General features: G+C 66.8%; 20 protein-coding genes and 1 pseudogene. 7 read left to right on the forward strand and 14 right to left on the reverse strand.

The features are described 5' to 3' along the window. Positions 1–187: 187 nt before the first annotated feature. Entirely contained in the window at positions 188–1075 is an 888-nt protein-coding gene (locus tag ACQY4S_RS13725; protein ID WP_428485755.1) for a DMT family transporter, read from the reverse strand. A gap of 140 nt (positions 1076–1215) precedes the next feature. Here ACQY4S_RS13725 and ACQY4S_RS13730 point away from each other — a divergent pair, with 140 nt between their 5' ends. Continuing rightward, the gene (locus tag ACQY4S_RS13730) at positions 1216–1965 is read left to right on the forward strand and encodes a helix-turn-helix transcriptional regulator (protein WP_428485756.1); all 750 of its coding nucleotides are present in this window, start codon (positions 1216–1218) and stop codon (positions 1963–1965) included. Between the two features lie 58 nt (positions 1966–2023). Here the strand turns inward: ACQY4S_RS13730 and ACQY4S_RS13735 are convergent, their stop codons facing one another. After that, positions 2024–2284 (reverse strand): hypothetical protein, encoded by a 261-nt coding sequence (locus tag ACQY4S_RS13735; protein WP_428485757.1) that lies wholly within the window; start codon positions 2282–2284, stop codon positions 2024–2026. Positions 2285–2519: 235 nt separating this feature from the next. Here ACQY4S_RS13735 and ACQY4S_RS13740 point away from each other — a divergent pair, with 235 nt between their 5' ends. Beyond that, positions 2520–4553 (forward strand): DUF6600 domain-containing protein, encoded by a 2034-nt coding sequence (locus ACQY4S_RS13740; RefSeq protein ID WP_428485758.1) that lies wholly within the window; start codon positions 2520–2522, stop codon positions 4551–4553. Between the two features lie 393 nt (positions 4554–4946). Here ACQY4S_RS13740 and ACQY4S_RS13745 read toward each other — a convergent pair whose 3' ends face one another. The 4 genes from ACQY4S_RS13745 to ACQY4S_RS13760 form a co-directional block, all read right to left on the reverse strand. Continuing rightward, positions 4947–5270 carry a hypothetical protein gene (locus ACQY4S_RS13745; protein ID WP_428485759.1) on the reverse strand — a complete coding sequence of 108 codons (324 nt, stop codon included), beginning with the start codon at positions 5268–5270 and terminating at the stop codon, positions 4947–4949. A 54-nt stretch (positions 5271–5324) separates the two neighbouring features. Further along, positions 5325–5819 (reverse strand): Spy/CpxP family protein refolding chaperone, encoded by a 495-nt coding sequence (locus ACQY4S_RS13750; RefSeq protein WP_428485760.1) that lies wholly within the window; start codon positions 5817–5819, stop codon positions 5325–5327. 259 nt (positions 5820–6078) lie between these two features. Further along, entirely contained in the window at positions 6079–6600 is a 522-nt protein-coding gene (locus tag ACQY4S_RS13755; RefSeq protein WP_428485761.1) for a DUF29 family protein, read from the reverse strand. A gap of 34 nt (positions 6601–6634) precedes the next feature. After that, positions 6635–7792 carry an Mrp/NBP35 family ATP-binding protein gene (locus tag ACQY4S_RS13760; protein ID WP_428485762.1) on the reverse strand — a complete coding sequence of 386 codons (1158 nt, stop codon included), beginning with the start codon at positions 7790–7792 and terminating at the stop codon, positions 6635–6637. Between the two features lie 147 nt (positions 7793–7939). Between ACQY4S_RS13760 and hflK the strand changes: the two genes are divergently transcribed. The 5 genes from hflK (at position 7940) to ACQY4S_RS13785 (ending at position 15169) form a co-directional block, all read left to right on the forward strand. Further along, positions 7940–9343: an FtsH protease activity modulator HflK gene (gene hflK / locus ACQY4S_RS13765; protein ID WP_428485763.1), complete on the forward strand. Its 1404-nt coding sequence runs from the start codon at positions 7940–7942 to the stop codon at positions 9341–9343. Further along, entirely contained in the window at positions 9340–10236 is an 897-nt protein-coding gene (hflC, locus tag ACQY4S_RS13770; RefSeq protein ID WP_428485764.1) for a protease modulator HflC, read from the forward strand. The genes hflK and hflC overlap by 4 nt, the downstream gene beginning before the upstream one ends. Before the next feature lie 139 nt (positions 10237–10375). Then, positions 10376–11932 carry a DegQ family serine endoprotease gene (locus tag ACQY4S_RS13775; RefSeq protein WP_428485765.1) on the forward strand — a complete coding sequence of 519 codons (1557 nt, stop codon included), beginning with the start codon at positions 10376–10378 and terminating at the stop codon, positions 11930–11932. Between the two features lie 332 nt (positions 11933–12264). Then, positions 12265–13224: a glycosyltransferase gene (locus ACQY4S_RS13780; RefSeq protein WP_428485766.1), complete on the forward strand. Its 960-nt coding sequence runs from the start codon at positions 12265–12267 to the stop codon at positions 13222–13224. 253 nt (positions 13225–13477) lie between these two features. Beyond that, positions 13478–15169, forward strand: coding sequence for a methyltransferase domain-containing protein (locus ACQY4S_RS13785; protein WP_428485767.1), 1692 nt, complete (start codon positions 13478–13480; stop codon positions 15167–15169). 51 nt (positions 15170–15220) lie between these two features. On the opposite strand, the gene uraD is transcribed toward ACQY4S_RS13785, so the two are convergent. The 8 genes and pseudogenes from uraD to rimP all read right to left on the reverse strand — a co-directional run. Continuing rightward, entirely contained in the window at positions 15221–16075 is an 855-nt protein-coding gene (gene uraD / locus ACQY4S_RS13790) for a 2-oxo-4-hydroxy-4-carboxy-5-ureidoimidazoline decarboxylase (RefSeq protein WP_428485768.1), read from the reverse strand. 137 nt (positions 16076–16212) lie between these two features. Then, positions 16213–16620 carry a type II toxin-antitoxin system VapC family toxin gene (locus ACQY4S_RS13795; protein WP_428485769.1) on the reverse strand — a complete coding sequence of 136 codons (408 nt, stop codon included), beginning with the start codon at positions 16618–16620 and terminating at the stop codon, positions 16213–16215. Further along, the gene (locus tag ACQY4S_RS13800) at positions 16620–16889 is read right to left on the reverse strand and encodes a type II toxin-antitoxin system Phd/YefM family antitoxin (RefSeq protein ID WP_428485770.1); all 270 of its coding nucleotides are present in this window, start codon (positions 16887–16889) and stop codon (positions 16620–16622) included. The genes ACQY4S_RS13795 and ACQY4S_RS13800 overlap by 1 nt, the downstream gene beginning before the upstream one ends. A gap of 33 nt (positions 16890–16922) precedes the next feature. Next, positions 16923–17414 carry a 30S ribosome-binding factor RbfA gene (gene rbfA, locus ACQY4S_RS13805; RefSeq protein ID WP_428485771.1) on the reverse strand — a complete coding sequence of 164 codons (492 nt, stop codon included), beginning with the start codon at positions 17412–17414 and terminating at the stop codon, positions 16923–16925. After that, positions 17330–20101, reverse strand: a complete 2772-nt coding sequence (gene infB, locus ACQY4S_RS13810) for a translation initiation factor IF-2 (protein ID WP_428485772.1) — start codon at positions 20099–20101, stop codon at positions 17330–17332. The genes rbfA and infB overlap by 85 nt, the downstream gene beginning before the upstream one ends. Position 20102: 1 nt before the next feature. Beyond that, positions 20103–20837 (reverse strand): DUF448 domain-containing protein, encoded by a 735-nt coding sequence (locus tag ACQY4S_RS13815; RefSeq protein ID WP_428485773.1) that lies wholly within the window; start codon positions 20835–20837, stop codon positions 20103–20105. Between the two features lie 184 nt (positions 20838–21021). Then, positions 21022–22560, reverse strand: coding sequence for a transcription termination factor NusA (gene nusA / locus ACQY4S_RS13820; protein ID WP_428485774.1), 1539 nt, complete (start codon positions 22558–22560; stop codon positions 21022–21024). Between the two features lie 50 nt (positions 22561–22610). After that, positions 22611–23111 (reverse strand): annotated as a pseudogene (rimP, locus tag ACQY4S_RS13825) (ribosome maturation factor RimP); the annotation flags it as partial. Positions 23112–23132: the final 21 nt, after the last annotated feature.

Raw genomic sequence — 23132 nt, forward strand, 5'->3', positions numbered from 1 at the left:
TGTCCCGGCCATCTTCGCACCAACGGCTGGGGGCGGATGGCCGTGGGATAAACCCGGCCATGACGAGTTGGTGCAAACTGATCGGAAAACCGCGCTGGCGATCCGGATGAACGACCGGCCCGCGCCACTTCCTGTTCAGGAATTCCGCGACAACAAGAACGACAAACGCCAGGTCATTCCGGTTTCGTCAAGCCTTGGCCTTTCCCATCAGCAGATCGCCTAGAACCGCAAGCATGACAAGCGCACCGCCGGTGCATGTTGCCATTGGCGGTATTTCCCCAAATGCCACCCAGACCAAGGCTGGAGCGAGCGGGATCTCCAGATTGCCGAGCAGGGCCGCGCGCGTGGGCGATATCAGACGAGCGCCGAGCGTAAGGAGCAGCAGTCCAAGCCCGAACTGCGTAACACCGAAGAGCATGAGATAGACAAGCTGCTCAGCGTTTGGCACCTCAGGGTGTGCGAGCGGCAGCACCAGCAGAGCGCTCGCGAAGGCCGAGAGCGAGGCGGCGGGCAGCATGGGGGTGCGGCGATGGCTGCGAATGAGGACCATCATCACCGCGATGGCGATCGTCATCACCAGGCCCAGCATATCGCCAAGCAGATGTCCATTCGCCACCGCGCCATCCAACGTCAGAAGAACGCCGACCAGCGCGATCCCGCTGGCCGCCAGGGTGACCTTGCTTTCCCGCTCGCCTAGGAACATCCGACCGATCGCCGCGGTGATGAACGGCGCGGTCGCATTGATCAGCGTCACATCGGCGACGGTTGTGCGTCGCAAGGCGTTGATGAAGCAGATGGTTCCGAGCGTTGAACAGGCGGCGACCAGAACCCCGACCGGCCAGATTGTTCGGATTGCCACAAGCGTGCGCCGACCCTGCTTGATGATGACATACACAGCGATGAACAGGCCGCCGAACAGGCCCCGCCAGAACAGCACCGACCAGGCATCGACCGTGATCAGCCGCGTGAAGTAGCCGGCGGTGCTGAACGCGGCCGCCGACCCGAGGACGAGAAGAATTCCCTGCCAACTCTGATTTCTCTCGCCGGATGGGGTGCCGGCGATCACCGGGTCCATGCCACGGCCGCGATACGGGTGGGTGTTGGGGCCATTGTTCTATCCCGCGCGATGTTCAGTTCACGGCGAGCATACAGGCTGGCTACTGACAGCGTTGTGTCAGCAGGCTTAGGGTCCACCGTACTTCGTGGAGTTGCGACATGCGCCGGGCTGATCGGCTGTTCGACATCATCCAGGTCCTGCGTTCGGCAAAACGGCCGACCACCGCCGCCGCGCTGGCAGAGCACCTGGAGGTCACCGTCCGCACCGTCTATCGCGATGTCGCCACCTTGCAGGCGCGGCGGGTGCCCATCGAAGGCGCGCCGGGAATCGGCTACGTGCTGCGCCGGGGTTTCGACCTGCCGCCTCTCATGTTCACGACGGAGGAGGTCGATGCGATCGCGGTCGGCGCGCAGCTCGTCCGACGGCTGCGGGACCCCGCGCTCCAGGATGCGGCCGCAAGCGTGCTGGCGAAAGTTGCCGTCGTGCTGCCGGACGCGACCCGAGCCTACTTTGCCCTGGCTCCCTTCTACGTATCCGAGGGCAGCGCACGCGTTCCCGACGGGATCGATCTCTCCGAAATCCGCGGTGCGATCCGAAACAATCGAAAGCTGCGTCTGGCGTATGCGGACGAGCAGGATCGGCGTACGCGCCGGACCATCTGGCCGATCGCGATGGCCTACTACGTGGACGTGACCCTGATCGCGGCGTGGTGCGAACTACGAGCCGATTACCGCCATTTTCGGGTTGACCGGATCAGGACGGCGAACGTGCTGGACGAGACATATCCGTCGGACGGTGGCAGGCTGATGGCGGGATGGCTTGCCCTTGGCCGAGAGAAGCCCGCGGCAGCACCCCCCGCGCAGGTGCGGGCAAATGCTGCCAGCCACGTGCGCCCGACGGGCCAGTAGGCATGCGGACAATCAAGCGACGAAGCAAGGCCGCTGGCGAGCCAACAAATTCGCCGGATCAGCGGCGCCAGCCGTCCTCGTGGCCGCCGCCATCATGCCACCCGCCCTCATGCTCGCCGCCATCGTGCCAGCCGCCGCCAAGCGCGATGTAGCCGCCGCTGTTGTACGGCGTATAACCGTAGCCGTAACCATAGGCTGGATACCCGGCATAACCCGAGTAACCGGGATACGCCGGATAGGCGACGCAGCCACCCAACATCGCAGCCACGCCGAGAGCCACCAACGGCAGCACGAACCGGCCAGGAACCCGACCCGCCATGACAAGAACTCCTTCTACGTCAGGAAGGGCATATGGTGCGGGTTTGCGGCGTATTGGCGGCTGTACCTCGTCAATCCCATGTCATGACATCACATCCGGGGGCCGGTCAGCTTGAGGACCAGGGTGCGGCCGTTGCCAAGCCAAAAGCAGGCATTTCGCAAACGTGACATGGACTTTGTTTCGCCATGGTTTGATGTGATGCCCCGGATCGTTCCTCAGCCAACGGACCGGTCTAATGCGAAAAAACCCTCGCCTGTTCCGCCTTTCCGCCAGCGTGGCGCTCGGCGCACTGCTGTGCAACGCCGCCCTGCCGGCCGTCGCGACCGCGCAGCCGGCGCCCCCCGCCGCACAATTCGACCAGAACCAGGCCGACCAGAACCAGGGTGACCCGCCCAGCCGCGTCGGCCGCATCGCCGGCCTGACCGGCACCGTATCCTTCCGCACCACGGACGACACCCAATGGAACGCCGCCAGCGCGAACTATCCGGTCAGCAGCGGCGACGCGTTCTGGACCGAGCCCCGCGCCGAGGCAAACCTGGAAATCTCCGACAGCCGTGTGGCGCTGGCCGACCAGACCGAGTTCGTCGTCAATACCCTGGATGCCGGCGGCCTGCAGGCCGTGGCGCCGCAGGGCGAGACTTACCTTCATCTCGGCGATCTAGCCCCGAACGAGGCCTGGTCGGTGCAGACCCCGCGCGGCATGGTGCGGATGACCGCTAACGGCCGCTACGACGTCGTCGTCGGCAGCACGGACCAGCCGACCCTGCTCACCGTGCTGGATGGCGCGGCCGAGATCGACGGGCCGGGCGTGTCGCTGCGGGTTGCCGCCAACCAGACGGCGAGCGTCAGCGGCACCGACACGTTCCAGGGCAGCATCGGCCCGGCCCAGCGCGACGCGTTCCTGAATGCCCGGCTGACCGCGGAGCGTCCGCCGCCACGGCCGGCCGGGATCCCGCCGCAGGTGGCCTATATGCCGGGTGGCAGCGATCTCGCCGGTTACGGCAACTGGTCGCGGGCGCCGCAGTACGGCGAGGTCTGGTATCCGCCGGTGCAGGCAAGCTGGGTGCCTTACCGGGAGGGCCACTGGGCGTATGTCGCCCCATGGGGCTGGACCTGGGTGGATAACGCACCCTGGGGCTTCGCACCGTTCCACTACGGCCGCTGGGTGCGGATCGACGACCGCTGGGGCTGGACGCCGGGCGTCGAGCGGGCTGTCGGACCGCCGGTCTACGCCCCTGCCCTGGTCACGTTCGTCGGCCTTGCCGCCGGCGCGGCGGTGGGCGCGGCGATCGCGGGCGGCTCGATCGGCTGGGTGCCGCTGGGCCCGCGAGAGGCTTACCATCCGTGGTACCATGCCTCGGACAACTATGTCCGGCAGGTCAACATCTCCCACGTCACCAACGTGACGAACATCACGACGATCAACAACTACGTAAACCGTGGCGCCGCGACGTCGGTGCCGGCCGCCGTGATGACCGGATCACGGCCGGTGCAGGCGGCGGCGCAACCTGTGTCGGCGCAGGCGTTCGCGGCGGCCCACCCGGTGGTGGGGCAGCAGCCGATGCGTCCGACCGCCGCGACCGCCGGTGTCACACCGGTCGTGGCGCGTCAATTGAACCTGGCTCCCGTGGGTGCGGCGCGGCGTGTCGCACCCGGTCCGGTCGTGCCCGCCCAGCCCCCCGCTCGCTCCGGCGGCACGCCCGCTCGGCCTGCACTGGTCGGGCCGCGTGGCGAACGGCCGGGTGCGCCGCATCCCGCGGCCGCGGTGGTGCCGGCGCCGAACGGCGTGCGGGAACCAGGCCGGCCCGCCGCGCCGCTGCCACTGGTCGTCCAGCCGCCGGAAGGTAGACCGGCGCTGACAGCGGCACCGGGACCTCGGCCACCCGGCGCCGCCGAACCACGAATGGTTCATCCAGCCCCTGTGCCTGGCCGTGCGCCCGAGCCCGTTGTGCGTTCCGCGGCGACGCCGCCGTCAAGGCCGGCGGCGACAGAGACACCGCGCGTCGTCGTGCCAACGGCGCCGCGCACCGAAGCGATCCGGCCGGCGCCCGAAATGCCGCACGCGGCTCCGCCCCCGCATGTCGAAGCGGTTCGACCGGCACCCGAGACACCCCATGCGCCGCCGCCCGCGCGTGCCGAAGCGGTCCGGCCGGCGCCCGAGGCGCCTCGGGCGCCGGCGCCTCAACGGGTCGAAGCGATGCGGCCCGCACCCCCGCCACCCCGTGCCGCACAGGCGGAACGAGAGAAGAAGCCTGGAGAGCCGCGATAGGGAGCAAGCGGCGTGGCTGGGTCGGGCCCCGGACGCACGACCCAGCGCAGGAATGGAATGGCAATTATTAATATCAAATAACCGGTGCGCGGCAGGCACGGTCGTCGCATCCCGTCATGGCGGGCATCGGCCTGCAACGCCGGTGTCCAGACCAGGATCATGAGTTGCGGATTGATGCGTGTCGGCTGCACCCTGCGTCATGGCCGACCACTTCCGCCTTGCAGTGTTGCACGCCGCAAGATCGTGGATGGTCGGCCTCCGCCGACCATGGCGCAGGGGCGCAGGGCGGCATGCGGAGCGCTATTTTAGCGGCTATGGGGCCTGCGCCCGCCATCACGCCAACAGCATGGACACAAGGTAAACCGCGCTGTTCCTGCTATGCAACCAGAAGTCTCAGCGAACATTGATGGTGACGCCAGGAAAGCCGATGCCGGGGCCATAAGCGACCGGCGGCGGTGGATAGTAAGGCCCGCCATAGACCACCGGTGGAGGCCGGTAGTAGCCGCCATCAAAGTCGGGACGGCCACCATAGACCGGGTGGTCACCGCCGCGGCGATCATCGCGCCGGTGATCACCATGGTGGTCACCGCCATGGTGATCCTCGGCATAAGCCGGTGCGGCCAGCGTGGCCAGCACGAAGACCGCCGAAGCCGCGAGCAACGCCGCGCGCCGCCGCGGATATTGGCGTGACGGCGTGGTATCAATGAACAGGTACATCACGCGTTTCCTCATGCGGCTTGATGCGATATCGAATAATGATCGCCGCGGCAGCTAGCCATGCCTGGAAGCTTCCTGCCGCCTGGAATTCAGGAACACCTGATCGGCAAGCTTCTTCTGCTGGTCAGGCATCGAGTTGTACAACGTCTGAAACGATGATATAAGGTTCTTCAATCCGTCGACACGCACCTGGGCGAACTGCGCATAGGTCTGCAGGTCTTCAACCGCGGTCATGCCTTGCTGCGACTGGCTGGATTTCTCGGCCGCCAGCTTCTGCATGGCCGCGGCGTTGTCGCGCATCGTCTGCGCGACACCCTGCCAGTCGGCTTCCTCGGCCGGCGTGATCTTCAACTCGGTGTGGAGGTTGTCGATCCGCTGGTCGACCGTCTGTGCCTGACTGGCGGCACGGGTCGGCGCCGGTCGGCCGGTATCATGCTGCGCGTAAGCCGGAACGAGCGGACTGGCCAGCACGACAGCGCCGAACAACGCCGCCGCCGCTGAACGTTTGACTGTTAGAGAAATGACGGCCGAATGAGGCAAAGATGACATCGGGGTATCCTCTGTAGAAAACGCAGAAGCAGCGGATCTCGCCGCTGCCGAACAAGGCGACGCCAATACGTTGAACAACAGCCTGGGTTGCACGACAGGGTGGTCTATGCCGGTGGATTACCGTTACATCGTTGCCATTGACCGGATCTTGTCGCGTCGCCCTACGTTCCGCCAGGATCGGATTTCGTGCCTGCGCCCGCCAGGACGTTCGGAGCGTGACGCGCCGCGGCAAGCGGTGGGCTTGCCGGTCGCCAGCGACTTACCGAGCTGGCGTGTCCGGAAGCCAGGTGCCAACGACTTCGTCGGGTTGATAACCGGCGATCACGCGAGCCAGCAGTGCCTTCGCCTCTACCGTCTCGCCAAAGTCACCCAGGGCGCTGACGGCCTGCTCGATCGCGCCGCCGGCTCGCCGCGCCAGCAGGTCAGGCAGCTCGCGACGCAACGACGGGCTTTCCCGCAGCAGTTCTTCAACTTCCTCGCGCTCGCGCCACACCGTTCGGATCCATCCGGCACGTGGCGCGGCAATCCGACCGAATTCAAGCTTGGCCAGATGCTCGATGATCAGGGCGAGACGGCTGCCAAGCTCCCGCCGATCGCTTTGCGCCAATCCCTCGATTTCCTCGGCCAGGTTCGCCCAATCGATTGGTTTCAGCGGTTCCGAAGGCTGACAAGGACCACTCTGGTTGGCCGTGTGCGCCGCGCGCAGTGTCGCTGCCTGATCCACCGCCCAGGCGTACCGGTCCTGATGATAAAGGCTCGTGCTGGCTGCGTCGTTGGGCATTGCGCATTCTCGATAGCACAGGCGACGTTTCACGTCACTCGATCACGATCCGTGGCCCGCTGCTCCGAGCCACGACCGCCCCGTTCACCTTTTCCCAAACCCGCCTCGCCAGAGCGTCATAGGCCTTTGCCGCGTCGCTGTCCGGCGCCAACGCGGCGATCGGCGTGCCGGCATCGGCGGCGCTGCGGATATCCAGCAGCAGCGGGATTTCGCCGAGGAATTCGGTGCCGAGCCGGGCGGCTTCGTGGCGGGCGCCGCCGTGGCCGAAGATGTCGGCGCGGTGGCCGCAGTTCGGGCAGCAGTAGAAGCTCATGTTCTCCACCAGGCCCAGCACCGGCACCTGGGTCTTCTCGAACATCCGCACGCCGCGGCGGGCGTCGATCAGCGCGATATCCTGTGGCGTGGAGACGATCACCGCGCCGGTCAGCGCCACCCGCTGCGCCATGGTCAGTTGCGCGTCGCCGGTGCCGGGCGGCATGTCCACCACCAGGATGTCCAGCGCACCCCAGATGACCTGGCCCATCATCTGCTCCAGCGCCCCCATCACCATCGGGCCGCGCCAGATCATCGGGGTTTCCTCATCCACCAGGAAGCCGATCGACATGCAGGACATGCCCCAGGCCTGGATCGGGATCATCTTTTCGTTACGCACCTCCGGCTTGCGATTCAGGCCGACCATGCGCGGCAGGCTGGGGCCGTAGATGTCGGCGTCCAGCAGCCCGACGCGATGCCCCTGGCGGGCCAGCGAGACCGCCATGTTGACCGCCACGGTGGACTTGCCGACGCCGCCCTTGCCTGACGCGACCGCGACGATCGCTTTCACCTCCGGCAACAGCAGCGCCGGCTTGCCGCCCGCGGGCGCACCCGCGGCCGCTTTGGCCGGTGCGTGCGTGTGGCCGCCTTGCGTGTGGCCGCCTTGCTGGGCGGCGGCGGGCGAGGACGTCTTGTGCGCGGTCAGGATCGCGGTGACGTTGCTGATCCCTGGCTGCCGCCCGAGCAGCGCCTCGGCCTCGCGGCGCACCGGTTCCATCGCCGCGGCGTGGGCGCGATCGGTCAGCAGCGTCACCTGCACCAGGCCGCCGCGGACCTCGATCCCCTCGACCAGCCCGGCGGTGACGATGTCGCGGCCTGACGCCGGGTCCCTGATCGCGCGCAATGCGGTGCGGAGCGCGTCCGACGAAGCCTCAGCCATGGTGCCTGAACCCTTACCTTGCAAACTTGACACGGCAAGTGGATAAGCAAGCGGCCGTGAGCGCCTGTTCCATTTGATATGGCGCATCGCGCCTCGATCGCCAACAGCGCACGCATACGGCATTATGACAGGAGCCTATCTCCACCCATGCCATGGAACAACGATGGTCCCGGCCCGCGGGGCAATGCATCCGGATCGTCCGGCGGCGACGGCGGCCAGAAGCCGCCTGGAGGTCCGTGGGGAAACCCTGGCGGCAGCGGCGGCGGTGACCGGCCTGGCGGGCCGCGCAAGCCCGGCGGGCCATTCGGCGGCGGACCGTTCGGCGGTGGGCCGGGCGGCGGCGGTCCCTTCGGCGGCGGCGGACCATTCGGCGGCGGACCGGGCGGCAAAGGCCCCGGTCCGGATCTCGACCGGCTGATCGCACAGGCGCAAGGCTTCATCCGCGGCCTGCTGGGCGGCGGTTCCGGCGGCGGCTATCGTGGCCCAGGCGGCATCAAGGGTGGCGGCCCAGTCAGCTATCTCGCAAACGGCCGCGGTCTCGCCTTCCTCGGCCTGCTGGTGGTCGCGGTCTGGGTCGGCAGCGGCTTCTATCGGGTGCAGCCGGACGAACAGGGCGTGGTGCTACGCTTCGGCGCCTATCGCTACTGGACCCCGCCTGGGCTGCACTGGCACCTGCCCTGGCCGGTCGAGTCGGTTCTGCTGCCCACCGTCACCCGCATCAACCGGACCGAGATCGGCTACCGCTCCGCGCCCAACAACGGCCGCGTCGATGAAGGCCAGGGCAACAGCGGCCGCGACGTCCTGGCCGAAAGCCTGATGCTGACCGGCGACGAGAACATCATCGACATCGATGTCGCGGTTTTCTGGCGGGTCAGCAACGCGTCGGACTTCCTGTTCGACACCGCCAGCCCGGAAGCCCTGGTGCGCGCCGTGGCGGAAAGCTCGATGCGCGAGGTGATCGGCCGCACGCCGATCCAGCCGGCCCTCGGTCCATTGCGTGGTCAGATCGAAACCGACGTGCTGAAGCAGACGCAGACCATCCTCGACCGCTACAAGGCGGGCGTCGAGGTCACCCAGGTGCAGTTGCAGAAGGTCGATCCGCCGGCCGCGGTGATCGAGAGCTTCCGCGACGTCCAGCGCGCCAACACCGACGCCGAACGGATGCGCAACGAAGCTGATTCCTACCGCAACGACATCGTCCCGCGCGCGCGCGGCGACGCCGCCCGCATCACCGCCGAGGCGCAAGGCGCCAAGCAGGCGTCGGTCGCGCAGGCCACCGGCCAGACGCAGCGCTTCGAGAGCGTGCTGAAGGCCTATCAGGCCGCCAAGGACGTCACGCTGACCCGGTTGTACCTCGACACGATGACCGATGTGCTGTCGCATTCGCAGCCGCTGGTGGTGGACGACAAGCTGAAGGGACTGGTGCCCTTCCTGCCGCTCAATCTGCCACCGCCGGCGCGGCCACCGGCGGCGCCGTCGCAGGCGCCGACGGCACAGAATTCGACGCAAGACCCGCTGCCGCTGACCACGACCGCGGGAGCCAGCCGATGAACCGGATCGCCATTGCCGGCATCGCCCTGCTTGTCGTGCTGGCCGTGCTGGCTGGCGGCACCCTGTTCACCGTCTCGCAGACCGAGCAGGCGCTGCTGGTGCAGTTCGGCGAGATCGTCCGGCCGATCGAGACCCCAGGGCTGCACGCCAAGCTGCCGCTGATCCAGAACGTCATCGGCTTCGACAAGCGGCTGCTGAACGTCGACCTGCCGGGCGAGGAAGTGATCCTGGGCGACCAGCGCCGGCTGATCGTCGATACCTTCACCGTCTTCCGCATTACCGATCCGTTGAAGTTCTACCAGGCGATCGGGCCGGTGCCGGATAACATCCGCGGCCGGCTGAACTCCATCGTCACCGGCAGCCTGCGGCGCGTGCTGGGCAACAACACGCTGCTGGACGTGCTGTCGGCGGACCGCGAGCGGATCATGTCCACCATCCGCGGCCAGGTGAACACGGAAATGCACAACTTCGGCGTCACCATCGTCGACGTGCGCATCCGGCGGGCCGACCTGCCGGAGGAGAACACCCAGGCCATCCTGGCGCGGATGCAGTCCGAGCGTCAGCGTGTCGCCGCCCAGGCGCGGGCCGAAGGCGCCGAGGCCTCCGCCAAAATCCGCGCCGACGCGGAACGCGACCGCACAGTGCTGCTGGCCGAGGCGCGCGCCACCGCCGACAACCTGCGCGGCGAGGGCGAGGGCGAGGCAACCAACATCTATTCCCGGTCCTTCGGCCAGGACCCGGCGTTCTTCGCGATCTGGCGCACCTTGCAAGGCTACCGCGACATCTTCGACAACGGCGCTGCCAGGCTCGTCTTGACGCCGGACAACAATTACCTGCGCTATCTGCAGGTTCCGCCGGATCAGCCGGTTCCGGCGGCCGGTTCCGGGCGGTGATGTCCAGCCTGAAGCCGGGCATCGCCAACGGCCGATGTCATCCGGCGGATAAATCGCAAACCGCCGATGTCATCCGGCGGATAACTTGCTACCGTCACGCTTCGGACCACATGCGGCTTACAAGCCAGGAAACCTGATCATGCGCCCGTTCCGCTCCACCGTTGCCCGCGCCGCCCTGCTGGGGGTTTCCTTCGCACTGGTGTCGCCGCTGCCGCTGGCCCCGGCGTTCCCTCGGGCGGTGGCCCGGTCGGCGCCGGACAGCTTCGCCGACCTGGCGGCCAGACTGCTGCCGGCGGTGGTCAACGTGTCGTCCACCCAGACGATCACCGCCAAGGCCGGTTCACCAGGCGCCGGTCCGGAAATGCCGATCTTTCCGCCCGGATCACCGTTCGAGCAGTTCTTCAAGGATTTCCTCAACCGCAACCGCCAGGGTCAGGGTGGCCCCGGTGGCGGCGGCGGGGGCGACCAGCCGCGGCCGGAGCGCCGGGCACAAAGCCTGGGATCGGGCTTCATCATCGATCAGTCCGGCCTGGTGGTGACCAACAACCACGTCATCGAAGGCGCCGACGAGATCTCCGTCATCCTGCAGGACAACACCACGCTGAAGGCCCAGGTGGTCGGGCGCGACGAAAGTGGCGACATCGCGTTGCTGAAGGTGAAAGCGGACAAGCCGCTGCCGACGGTTCCGTTCGGCGACTCCTCGCAATCGCGGGTCGGCGACTGGGTGCTGGCGATCGGCAATCCGTTCGGCCTGGGCGGCACCGTCACCGCGGGCATCGTCTCGGCGCGCGGGCGCGACATCCACCAGGGCCAGTACGACGACTTCATCCAGACCGACGCGTCGATCAACCGCGGCAACTCCGGCGGCCCGCTGTTCAACATGGACGGGCAGGTGATCGGCATCAACACGGCGATCTTCTCGCCGTCCGGCGGTTCGATCGGCATCGGCTTCTCGATCCCGTCCAACATGGCGAAGAACACCGTTGCCCAGTTGCGCCAGTACGGTCATCCGCGGCGCGGCTGGCTCGGCGTGAAGATCCAGCAGGTGACGCCGGATATCGCCGAAAGCCTGGGTCTGAAGGATGCCTCCGGCGCGATGGTCGCCGGCGTCACCGACGGCGGTCCGGCCGACAAGGCGAAGCTGCGCAACGGCGACATCATCCTGAAGTTCGACAACCAGGATGTGAAGGAGATGCACAACCTGCCGCGTATCGTGGCGGATGCGCAGGTCGGCGAGGAAGTGCCGGTCGTGATATGGCGTGACGGCAAGGAAGTCACCGTTCAGACCACCCTGGCGGAGCGGCCGAACGACACGCAACTGGCCTCGGCGGACGCGACCAAGCCGGTGGATACGACGAAGCCGACCGACATCAGCGGGCTGGGCCTGAAGGTCGCGCCGGTCAGTTCCGACCTGAAGGACAAGTTCTCGCTGCAGGACGGCCAGAAGGGCGTGGTGATCACCGATGTCTCGCCCAACACGCCGGCGGCGGAGCGTGGCCTGAAGCCGGGTGACGTGATCATGGAAGTGCAGCAGGGTGAGGTCGCCTCGCCGGCGGACGTGCAGAAGCAGGTGGACGCGGCGCGCGGCGCCGACCGCAAGTTCGTGCTGATGCTGATCCAGCGGGAAGGCGGCGTGCAGTATGTGCCGCTGTCGCTGTCCAATGTGCCGGCCGGCAAGGACAAGCAGCCGGGTTAAAGCAGCGTGCGATCAGGTCGCTCCACGCTCAGGGGATCGTGGCCAGGCTCGTGCGAAGGACGAGCCTGGCCATCCGGCCGTTCCGAGGGTGCCAGTCGGCGCCGCAAGAGCCTGCTTCTACCGCTGTAAGGCACAGGCCATCACACGTCTTCCGGCCGATTGGCCATCCCTTCTAACAAGAAATACTTGAGCCAGTCGACGGCTCCCAAAGCGCGGAACGGCGGAACACGGTACCGCTTCGGATCATCCGCATTCGTGGACCGCAGGCCAATGGCCGGTTTTGCCTCGGCTGGATTAACCATTTCTCAATTATTTGGCCTTAGCCTCCTGGCATGGAGCTTACCGTCTGCATCTGCACGCATAACCGTTCGCGCTACGTCCGCGATTGCCTGGACGGGCTTCGCCGGCAGACTGTTGCGCGCCACCGTTTCGCCATCCTGCTGGTGGACACCGCCTCCTCGCCGGACAATACCAGGGAACTTCAGGCGCTGGCGGTACGGCATGATGCGCGGCTGATCCGGCTCGACCGGGCTGGTGTCAGTCTGGCGCGCAACACGGGCGCCTGGGCGGCGCGCACCCGGTTCATCGCCTACATCGATGACGACGCCATCCCGGCCGCCGACTGGATCGGCTCCATTCTGCACGCCATCGTTCAGCCTGGCCGTCTTCCGGCCCTGATCGGCGGCCAGATCCTGCCGAAGTGGGAGGCACCCCTGCCCGTCTGGTGGCCCGCCTCGTTGCGTGGCGTGCTATCGATCATCGAGCACGAAGGCGTCGGCGAATACCGCACGCCGGCGGTGCCGAAGAACCTGGAACCCTATGCGGCGAACATCGTCGTACACGTCCTTTCCCTGCTGGCAGCCGGCGGCTTCAGCGGCAGCGTCGGGCGCTACGGCCATAGCCTGCTATCGGACGAGGAGGTGCAGCTTGCCTGGACGCTGCAGGACAACGGCTACTCGGTGCGCTACGACTCCCGCATCGTCGTGCACCATCAGATCCAGGCGCGGCGGCTGGAGCCCGAGTGGCTGCTGACGCGGCTGTTCTGGCAAGGCGCATCCACCGTCCTGACCAGGCGGCTGCTGCATCAGCCGGAGGCGGTGTGGCGGGAACTGCCGCGGCGGGTGCTGGTGGCGGTGCTGCTGGCGCCGGCCGCCCTGATCCCCCGTCGCTCCACCTTCCTGCTGGGCGCGCGCTGGCGCCTGGCCTATGCGGGCGGTTTCATCAGGACGGCGTTGGGCTGGTCGGCGACGCGGGCGGCTGCCCAGGCCGCCACGCTGCCGGTAGCGGCGTGATCCTGTATCGTTGTGATCGCCTGAGACTGACCAGCCAGAAGGCGTGAGTCACGGGACCAGCAAAGAGTCAGGCCATGATCGGACACCGGCGAAGCTGCAACCTCAAGCGATCATGGCCTAAACCAACGCGGCAGCGTGCCAGGCGAGCGATGCGGCTTGCGCCGGCCTGACGAATCCGCCTACCAACTCAGATCGATCGGCTGACCGCGCACAGGCTCCGCCGCCCATCTTATGCGGGATACCAGCGCCGACGATGCAGCCTGTTTCACCCGACGCCGACTTGCTCCAGCGGATACCACTGTCCGCGCTGACAATCCTGCACGTCGGCTGCGGCGACGGCGGCCTAGCGGCGGCTTATCGGCTGATGAACCCGAGGGCGCGGCTGCTGGGCATCGAAGCCGACCCGGCCGCCGCCACCTCGGCGGCTCGGCATATCCACCAGGTCGCCACCAGCGGCGTGGAAGCGGACCCGCTGCCGTTCGATCTGCCGGACGGCATCGACTGCATCATCTACAACGGCATTCTGGAGCATCTGCGCGATCCCTGGAGCCTGATCCGCCGCCATGCACAAGCACTGAGCCCGGATGGCATGATGCTGATCCGTGTTCCTAATCCGGAACATTGGCGCGAAGCGGAGCGCCTGCTGCGTGGCCTGTGGGAGGATACTGGCGCTGAACCGCGGCAAGAAGCGCATCCTCGCTGGTTCAACCTTAACGCCATGCGCCGAACCCTGACTGACGCCGGGCTCTCGCTGTGCGACGTGATCCCGCTCGATCAGGAGCCGGACCCACAGGCCGCCAGCCGCTTCACCGATGCTATCGCCACCGGGCTGACCGCCCTGGGCATCGAGCCTGACAGCTACGTCCGCCGCTCCGCGCCAACGCATTTCATCTGGCGGGTTCGCAAGACGCCGAACCTGCGCGTCATCGTCTCGGGCAACATGCTGGCGCCGGTGGGCGGTGTATCGCATGTCCGCGTGGTGCATCCCTTGCATGCGATCGGCACCGATCCGTTGCTCACCGTCGGCGTGATCAATCACCTGGACACCAGCCAGCGAGGCGATGACACAGCCCGCATCTTCGTGCTGCACCGCCCTGCCCTGACATCACGGCAAGGCCATGAGATGCTGCGGTCGTTGATGCAGGCCGGCTACCTGGTGGTGACCGAATTCGACGATCATCCCGACTTCTTCAAGATGATGCAACAAGGCGGCGAGCTGTCGTTTCGCGGCGTTCACGCCCTCCAGACAAGTACGCCGGCGCTGGCCCAGGTCCTGCGCAAGTACAATCCCGAGATCGCGGTGTTTCCGAACGCTGTCCCCGCCCTGCCGCCGGTGCGGAACTTCGCCGACCCACGCGCCCTGACCTTGTTCTTCGGCGCCTTGAACCGCGAGGCCTGCTGGCGGCCCCTGCTGCCAGCGATTAATGCCGTTGCCAGCAAGGCCGGCGCGCGTCTGCGGCTTCAGATCGTCCACGACCAGACGTTCTTCGAGGCGCTGGAGACCCCGTTCAAGAGCTTCACGCCGACCTGCGACTACGACACCTATCTGCGCCTGCTCGCCGAGGCGGAAATCTCGTTCATGCCGCTGTCGGATACCGTGTTCAACCGGGCGAAGTCCGACCTGAAATTCATCGAGGCCGGTGCCTGCCGCGTCGCCTCGCTAGCCAGCACCGTGGTCTATGGCGACAGCATCGAGGATGAGCGCACCGGCCTGCTGTTCCGCGATGCTACCGAACTGCATAGCCGCCTGCTGCGCCTGATCGCCACGCCCGAAATGGCCCGCGACCTGGGTGATGCGGCACGGGCTTACGTGTCGGAGCAGCGCATGCTGGCCTATCAGGTTGCGCCCCGTATCGCCTGGTACCGTTCGCTGTGGAACCGGCGCGGCGTGCTGGACGCCGCCCTTCAGGCGCGTATGGCCGAGCGGCCGCGGACGGTGGCTTGAAGCTTCATGCTGACGGTGAGGCGTGACCAACCCGGTCAGCTTGTTCAAGACTCAGCTTCCCCGATACGTCGTGTAGGTCCAGGCGCCTAGCAGAAGCGGTATATGGTAGTGCCCTTCGGGCTCCGCGATTCCGAAACGGACTGGGATGACGTCGTACCAGAGCGGGTCGTTCTGGTCCGGAAGGTCAGCGAAATAGTCACCAACGTGAAAACGCAGTTCGTAGCGGCCGATCCGAAGCGGTTCCCGCGACAGCAGGGGCGTGTCGGTGCGGCCATCCCGGTTGGTGATGCCTTCCTTGATCAGCACATTCTCCCGGAACAGTTTGATCCGTATCCCTTCGGCCGCCCTGCCCCGCACCGTGTCCAGCACGTGCGACGACAGATGGCCCGTGGTTGGCGGCATGCCCGGCCGGCTGACGCGATCGACCAGCCGCAGCCGGGTGATATGGCCGATCTCCGCCAGCGCAGCCGCCCGTTCCTGCTGGTCTGTGTTGGCCAGCCGCTGTTCCAGGTTGCGCAGCACGAAGGGCGGCGTCAGCCGGCGCACGCAGACGATGAACGGAATGCCGAAGCGCGCCTCATAAGCCGCCGACGCCGTGTCGAATTGTGCGAGCTGATGGCCCAGGGCGGCCATGCCAAGCCCGATCTGCTCGGAGCGCGAGGCGGCGGTAACGGCGGGATCGGCCAGCGCGTTTGGTGCCAGCGTTGGATGGCCGCGCAGGAAACCCAGGCACATGTCAGCCGGCGCGGCCAGTACGACCGTCATCAACGCCTCATGCAGCGCCGCGACAGTGGCGAAGGGAGGCTGTACGCCGGCGGCGATCCAGGGCGCATGCTCGAATACCCCATCCAGCGCCAGGACGAAATCGTCCTGCGACATGGCATTGAGCTGATCCAGCGTGAGCATCGGCGTCCTCGGGTTGCGCTGGCCAGACTATCACAGACCATGCGGCATTCGGCCAAGGCACCCATGCATCAGCTCAACCAAGCCACCCATCTTGTCGTGCTTGTCGGCGGCAACGGCATGTAGCCGCGCCAGGCCGGTCACCCCGCAACCGCCCACGGATCGATGATGTCCACCCCGGTATCGGCGAAATCCGCCATGTTGCGGGTGACCACCACCTTGTTGAAAACCCTTGCCGTCGCGGCGATCAGGCCATCCGTGACAGGCCGCGTGCGCTGCGCCATCAGCCGTCCCCAGCCGACTGCCACCGCATCATCGATCGGCAGGATGCGCCCCGCGTAGACGAAGCGTAGTTCATCCAGCCAGCGCAGCAAGGCCGCCGCCTGAGGTGGATCAACACGCGCCTTAATTGCGATGCCTTTCATGATCTCGCCGATCGTGATGACACTGAGGAACAGCGTGTCCGACTGCGCCCCGCGAAGCCACGCCACCGCCGCAGGCGTACGTCGACGCGCTTCCGACACCACACAGGTATCAATCAGGTACATCAGAAGGCGATGTCGCGGCCGGTATCGGTCGAGCGGTCGTTGATCGCATCCACCACATCATCCGGCCACGGATCGACACCGGGTGTATCGCTCAGCAGAAAGTCCACGAAGGACATCCGCGGCTTGATCAGCGCATCGAATTCCAGCGCCGCCACCACTACCGCCGCACGCTGGCCATGGACGGTAACAGTCTGCGGCCCATCTTCCTTGGCACGCTTGACCACCTCACTGAAGCGGTTCTTCGCATCCTGCAATTGCCAATCCTGCACCGGCATCCTCCTGATCTGTCCAGACAGGCTAGATTAAACCGTATCAATCTTAGAATCAAGCCCTTCCAGATCCCGCGCGACCTCCGGCCGATGCATCAGTTCCTCGATCTTCATCGCATAATCCAGCGCGGTATCCGGCTGGAACGTCAGGTCGGTCGCAAACCTCAGCCGCAGCACGCGCGCGACCTGCCCGCGCAGGTATGGCGTTGCCCGCTTCAGTGCCGGCAGCAGCGCATCGACATCCGATCGCCCCAGGCGCGCAATGAATGCAATCGCGTTCTTAAGGTCCGGCGTGATCCGAACCTCGGTAACGGTAACCTGCGCCGCCGCCAGCTCCGGGTCACGGAACTCGTTCCGCGCGAAGATACCGGCCAGCACGTGACGGATTTCCTCCGCCACGCGCAACTGCCGCTGCGAGGGTCCTGTCCTGGCCGGCTTCTTCAACCCGGAACCATCTCCGTCTCGAAGCACTCGATCACGTCGCCTTCCTGCAGGTCGTGGAAGTTGGCGAACGACAAGCCGCATTCATAGCCGCGCGCGACTTCCCGGACATCGTCCTTGAAGCGCTTGAGCTGCGACAGCTCGCCGTTGTGGATCACCACGTTGTCGCGCAGCACCCGCACGCCGGAGCCGCGCTTGACCAGGCCCTCGGTAATCATGCAGCCCGCGACCTTGCCGGTCTTGGTGATGTTGAACACCTTGCGGACCTCGGCGTAACCCAGGAACCGTTCGCGTGCCTTCGGCGCCACCTTGCCGCGGACCAGCTTCTCGATGTCGTCGGCGACTTCGTAGATGATCGAGAAGTAGCGGATATCCACGCTTTCGCGCTGCGCCAGCTCCCGCGCCTGGGATGTCGCCCGGACATTGAAGGCGACGATCACCGCGCTGGACGCCTTGGCGAGCTGGATGTCGCTTTCGGTGATCTGCCCGACGCCGGACAGCAGCACGCGGACCTTGACCTCCTCGTGCGCCAGTTTCAGCACCGTGGCCTCGATCGCTTCGGCGCTGCCCTGGACGTCGGCCTTGATCAGCACGGCGACCTCTTTCTGCACGCCGGCCTGGATGCGGGCCAGCATCTGGTCCAGTGTGCCGCGCGCACCGGCCGCGGCGCCCGCCACCTTGTCACGCTGACGGCGCCCGCGGAATTCAGTGATCTCCCGTGCTCGGCCTTCGTTCTCGACCACCACGAACGGTTCCCCGGCCGATGGCGCGCCACTCAGCCCCAGTAGCTCCACCGGGGTGGACGGACCGGCCTCGATGATCGGCCGCCCCTTGTCGTCCAGCATGGCCCGCACCCGGCCCCATTCGGCGCCGGCCACGACGATGTCGCCCTGCCGCAGGGTGCCGCGCTGCACCAGCACGGTGCCCACCGGGCCACGCCCGCGATCCAGCCGGCTCTCGATCACCGACCCTTCCGCCGACCGGATCGGGTTGGCCCGCAGGTCGAGGATCTCCGACTGCAGCAGGATCGCTTCCTCCAGCTTGTCGAGGCCGGTCTTCTTGGTCGCCGAAACCGGCACGTCCTGCGTCTCGCCGCCCATCTCCTCGACCACGACGTCGTGGCTGAGCAGTTCCTGGCGGACCCGGTTGGGATTGGCGTCCGGCTTGTCCATCTTGTTGATGGCAACGATCAGCGGCGCATTGGCCGCCTTGGCATGACGGATCGCCTCGATCGTCTGCGGCATCACGCCATCATCGGCGGCGACCACCAGGATGACGATATCGGTCACCGATGCGCCACGCGCCCGCATCGCGGTAAAGGCTTCGTGGCCCGGCGTGTCGATGAAGGTGATCCGCTCGCCGCCGGGCATCGTCACCTGGTAGGCGCCGATGTGCTGGGTGATGCCGCCAGCCTCGCCGGCCGCCACATCGGTGGCGCGCAGCGCGTCCAGCAGCGATGTCTTGCCGTGATCGACATGGCCCATGATGGTGACCACCGGCGGACGCAGCACCAGGTCGGTGTCGATGTCGGCCAGGCCTTCCAGCCCGATCTCCACATCGGATTCCGATACCCGACGTGCCCGGTGACCGAATTCCTGCACCACCAGTTCGGCGGTGTCGGCATCCAGCGACTGGGTGATGGTCGCCATCACCCCCATCTTCATCAGCGCCTTGATCACCTCCGGTCCGCGCGCGGCCATGCGGTTGGCCAATTCCTGCACGGTGATCTGGTCCGGCAGGATGACGTCGCGCACCACCTTGACCTGATCCGACCGCAGCCGATCGAGTTCCGCCTGCCGGCGTTCCCGGTCACGCTGGCGGCGCACCGAGGCGAGCGAGCGGACCCGCTCGTCCTCCCCCTCGATCGCCGCCTGCACGTCGATGCGCCCGGCGCGGCGGCCGCCGTCGGTGCCCTTCTTCGGCAGGACGACGGGCGGCTTGCGCGCTGGCAGGCCACCGGTGCCGGGACGGCGGGCGGGGCGTGATTCGTCATCCTCCTCGGCGCGTCCGGTGCCGGTGCGCAGACGCAAGGTTTCGGTCGCCGCCGAGGGCGCGGCACCAGGCGCGCCCGCGGGCGGTTGGGCTGGCGCGGGCCGGCCGCCGGGCGCCCGTGCGACCGGCTGTGGCTGCGCAGCCTGCACCGGCCCACCCTGCACCGGCACTGCCGGCTGCGACGCAGCGCCGACATCCGCCGACGGCACATCCTCGGACGGCACGGCCTTGGGCTCGTCCGGCACATAGACCCTGCCTTGCGCGGCGGCGTCCGCCTCAGCCTCCCGCCGAGCCAGGGCGTCCGCCCTGGCCTGCTGGGCCTGGGCGCGAGCCTCCTCCTCGGCGGCCTTGCGCGCATCGTCCTCGCGCCGGCGGGCTTCCTCGGCCGCCGACATGATCGAGATCTTCTCCTGCTCGCGCCGCTCCGCCTCGCGCTTCGCGGCATCCCGCTGCTGCTCCACCAGCGCCCGCTGGCGGGCGGCCTGTTCGGTCGCGGTCAGTGCCCTGCCGGCCCCCGGCGCGGGCTTGGCACCCGGCAGAGGCGCGCGCGGCGCCGGCGCGCCACCGACCGGCGGCGGCGGCGGCGCACCCGCGGCAGCCGACGGGTTCGGCATCGGCGCACGCTTCTTGCGCACTTCCACCTGCACGACCTTCGACCGTCCGTGACTGAAGCTTTGCCGGACCGATCCCGCATCGACTGTCCGCCCCAACTCCAGCCGTCCCGCCGGACGCAGGGAGAGCCGACCCTTGCCGCCGTCCTGATCGTTGCTTTCGCTCATGTTATCCGTTGGCATCCAATACAGTGTTTACCGTGACGGTGTCCCGTCCGGTGGCCCTTGCGGACCCCATGGCCCTCGCGGACCCTCCAGCTCGTTCAGAGCTGGTTCTCAACCCGGCCAGCCTGCCCGCTTCCATCGCGAGTGACTCCGCCAATTTGCCCGGCGCGACCGCGACGTGCACCACATAGTCCCGTCCGAATATCCGTCCCAGCACATCGCCCGGAAGCGGATCGAAAACCTTCACGTCCGCGCCGGCCCCTGTCAGAAATCGCGCCCGCTCCGACACGCTGCCATCCGACGCCTGCAGGACCAGCCGAGACGGCGTGGTCCGCAGATACTCGCGCCCTTTCTCGAAACCAGCGACGGCCTGCCCGGCGCGTCGGGCCAAACCCAGAAGCTCCGTGATCCGACGAACCAACGCCGTCTGAAGCAGCGAGGAAAGATCAGGCGGCACCAGGACCGGACCGCGGGCCGCCCTGGAAAATGCGCGTGCGAGGCGCCGGTCCGCAAGCCCAGCAGCCGATTTTTCTGTTCTTGGCCGAGCTTCATCACCAGAACTGAATTCTAGCACATCACCCGACGCACTCAACCATATTCCCCGCCCTGGCAGCCTTGCCGCCAGATCCGGGACAAGCTGGCGCTCCGGTCCAATCACAAAGCGAATCATCCGCTCCTTCGGCAACCGTTCGCGGCTGACGACACAGCGTCGCAGCGGACCGGATTCCGGTTCGTCCACGACAACATTTCCGGCGAGCGGAACGTTGGCGGCCCAGTCTTCAGCGATCTCGTCTTCAGCGACCCGATCTTGCGCAGCCCGGTCTTCAGCAGCCCCCTGCTGCGCAGCTCCGTCTTCAGTCCCGCTGCTTTCCGCAACCGTGGCCCCGGCAACGGGATGCGCGAAGATCGGCCACTTTTCAATATCAGTCGTGTCCCGCCTCCTCCGTCACAACCGGTTCTTGCTCGCCATCGAACCAGTGGGCGCGCGCGGCCATGATCACGTCGTTCGCCGTCGCTTCATCCATCTTGTCGGCGCCGATGATCTCGATCAGCTCGTCGGATGCCAGATCGCCAAGATCGTCGAGGGTCTTTACCCCTTTCTCACCCAACGCCACCAGCATGACCGGTGTCAGGACCTCGATGCCGGCGATCTCGTCGGCCACGCCAAGTTCGACCCGCCGGTCGTTCATTTCGGTGTCGCGCTGCGTCAGGAAAGCCTCCGCCCGGCGGACCAGTTCCTCGGCGATGCTCTCGTCGAAACCTTCAATTGCCGCCACTTCGTCGATCGGCGTGAACGCAAGCTGCTCCACCGACGTGAAGTCTTCGGTCACCAGAAGTCCCGCGATCATGTCGTCCACATCCAACGCCTCAACGAACAGGCTGGAGCGCCGGCGGAACTCCTCCTGCCGCCGCTCGCTTTCCTCGGCTTCGGTCAGGATGTCAATGTCCCAGCGCGTGAGTTGCGACGCCAGCCGGACGTTCTGTCCACGCCGCCCGATGGCAAGGGATAGCTGCTCATCCGGCACGACGACTTCAACCCGTCCGGCTTCCTCATCCAGCACCACCTTGCTGACCTCGGCCGGCGCCAGGGAGTTGACGATGAAGGTCGCCGCCTGGCTGCTCCAAGGAATAATGTCGATCTTTTCGCCTTGCAATTCCTGCACCACCGCCTGGACGCGTGAGCCGCGCATGCCGACGCAGGCACCCACCGGGTCGATCGAGCTGTCGCGGCTGATCACCGCCATTTTCGCGCGACTGCCGGGATCGCGCGACACCGCCTTGATCTCGATGATGCCGTCGTAGATTTCCGGCACCTCCTGCGCGAACAGCTTGGCCAGGAAACCCGGATGGGTGCGCGACAGGAAGATCTGCGGCCCGCGCGGTTCCTCCCGCACATCGTAGATGTAGGCGCGAACCCGGTCGCCATTGCGGAAACTTTCGCGGGCGATCAGCTCGTCGCGCCGCAGCAGCGCCTCCGCCCGGCCGAGTTCCACCATCAGGTTGCCGTACTCGGTGCGCTTGACCACGCCGTTGATGATCTCCCCCACACGGTCCTTGAACTCGTCGTACTGGCGCTTGCGCTCATACTCGCGCACCCGCTGGACGATGACCTGCTTGGCGGTCTGCGCGGCGATGCGGCCGAAATCGATTGGCGGCAGCGGGTCGATGACGAACTCGCCCACCGACTTGTCGGGGAACAGCTTGGCCGCATCGGCCCTGCCCATCTGGGTTTCCTCGTTCTCGACCGCGTCGACGATTTCGGTCCAGCGTGACAGCCGGACATCGCCGCTCTTGCGGTCGATGGTGGCGCGGATGTCCTTCTCGTGCCCGTACTTGGCGCGGCCGGCCTTCTGGATTGCCTGCTCCATCGCTTCCAGCACTTCCTCGCGGTCGATGTTCTTCTCGCGGGCGACGGCGTCGGCGACCAGAAGCAGTTCGGGGCGGGCTATAGCGGTGTCCATGGCGACCTCTGCGTGCGATAGGGCGGGGTTCAGTTGGTCGGCGGCGGCGAGGCCGTCGCCGCGATCAGAGCGTCCGTCAAGACCAGCTTGGCGCGGCGGATGTCGGCCAGGTGGATCGCGATTTCCGACCCGTCGTCCAGACGCAGGCACGCCGCCGTCTCATCAGCCTTCAGCACGATGCCGGAAAAGCGCTTGCGGCCGTTCTGTGGAAAAAACGTGTCCACCCGCGCCAGATGACCGGCAAAACGGTTCCAGTCCTTCACCCGCGTCAGCGGCCGATCGATGCCGGCGGAGCTGACCTCCAGCGTCCAGGCGCCAGGCAACGGATCATCGACATCGATCGCTGCACTGACATCATGGCTGATCTGCTCGCAATCCTGCACGGAGATCTGCGAGCCATCCGCGCGGTCGGCCATGACCTGCACGGTCGGATGTTCCCGGCCCAGAACGGCGACCCGGACCAGTTCAAACCCCATCGATTCAAGTCGCGGGGCGATCATGGCCGCCAGCCTCGATTCCAGGGTTGTATAGGTTGGTTCGTTTCCGTCCAAAACAGCGCCGTCCAAACAGTA

Origin of the sequence: Rhodopila sp., assembly GCF_965276935.1 — a bacterium.
In the GTDB taxonomy this organism is placed as follows: domain Bacteria; phylum Pseudomonadota; class Alphaproteobacteria; order Acetobacterales; family Acetobacteraceae; genus Rhodopila.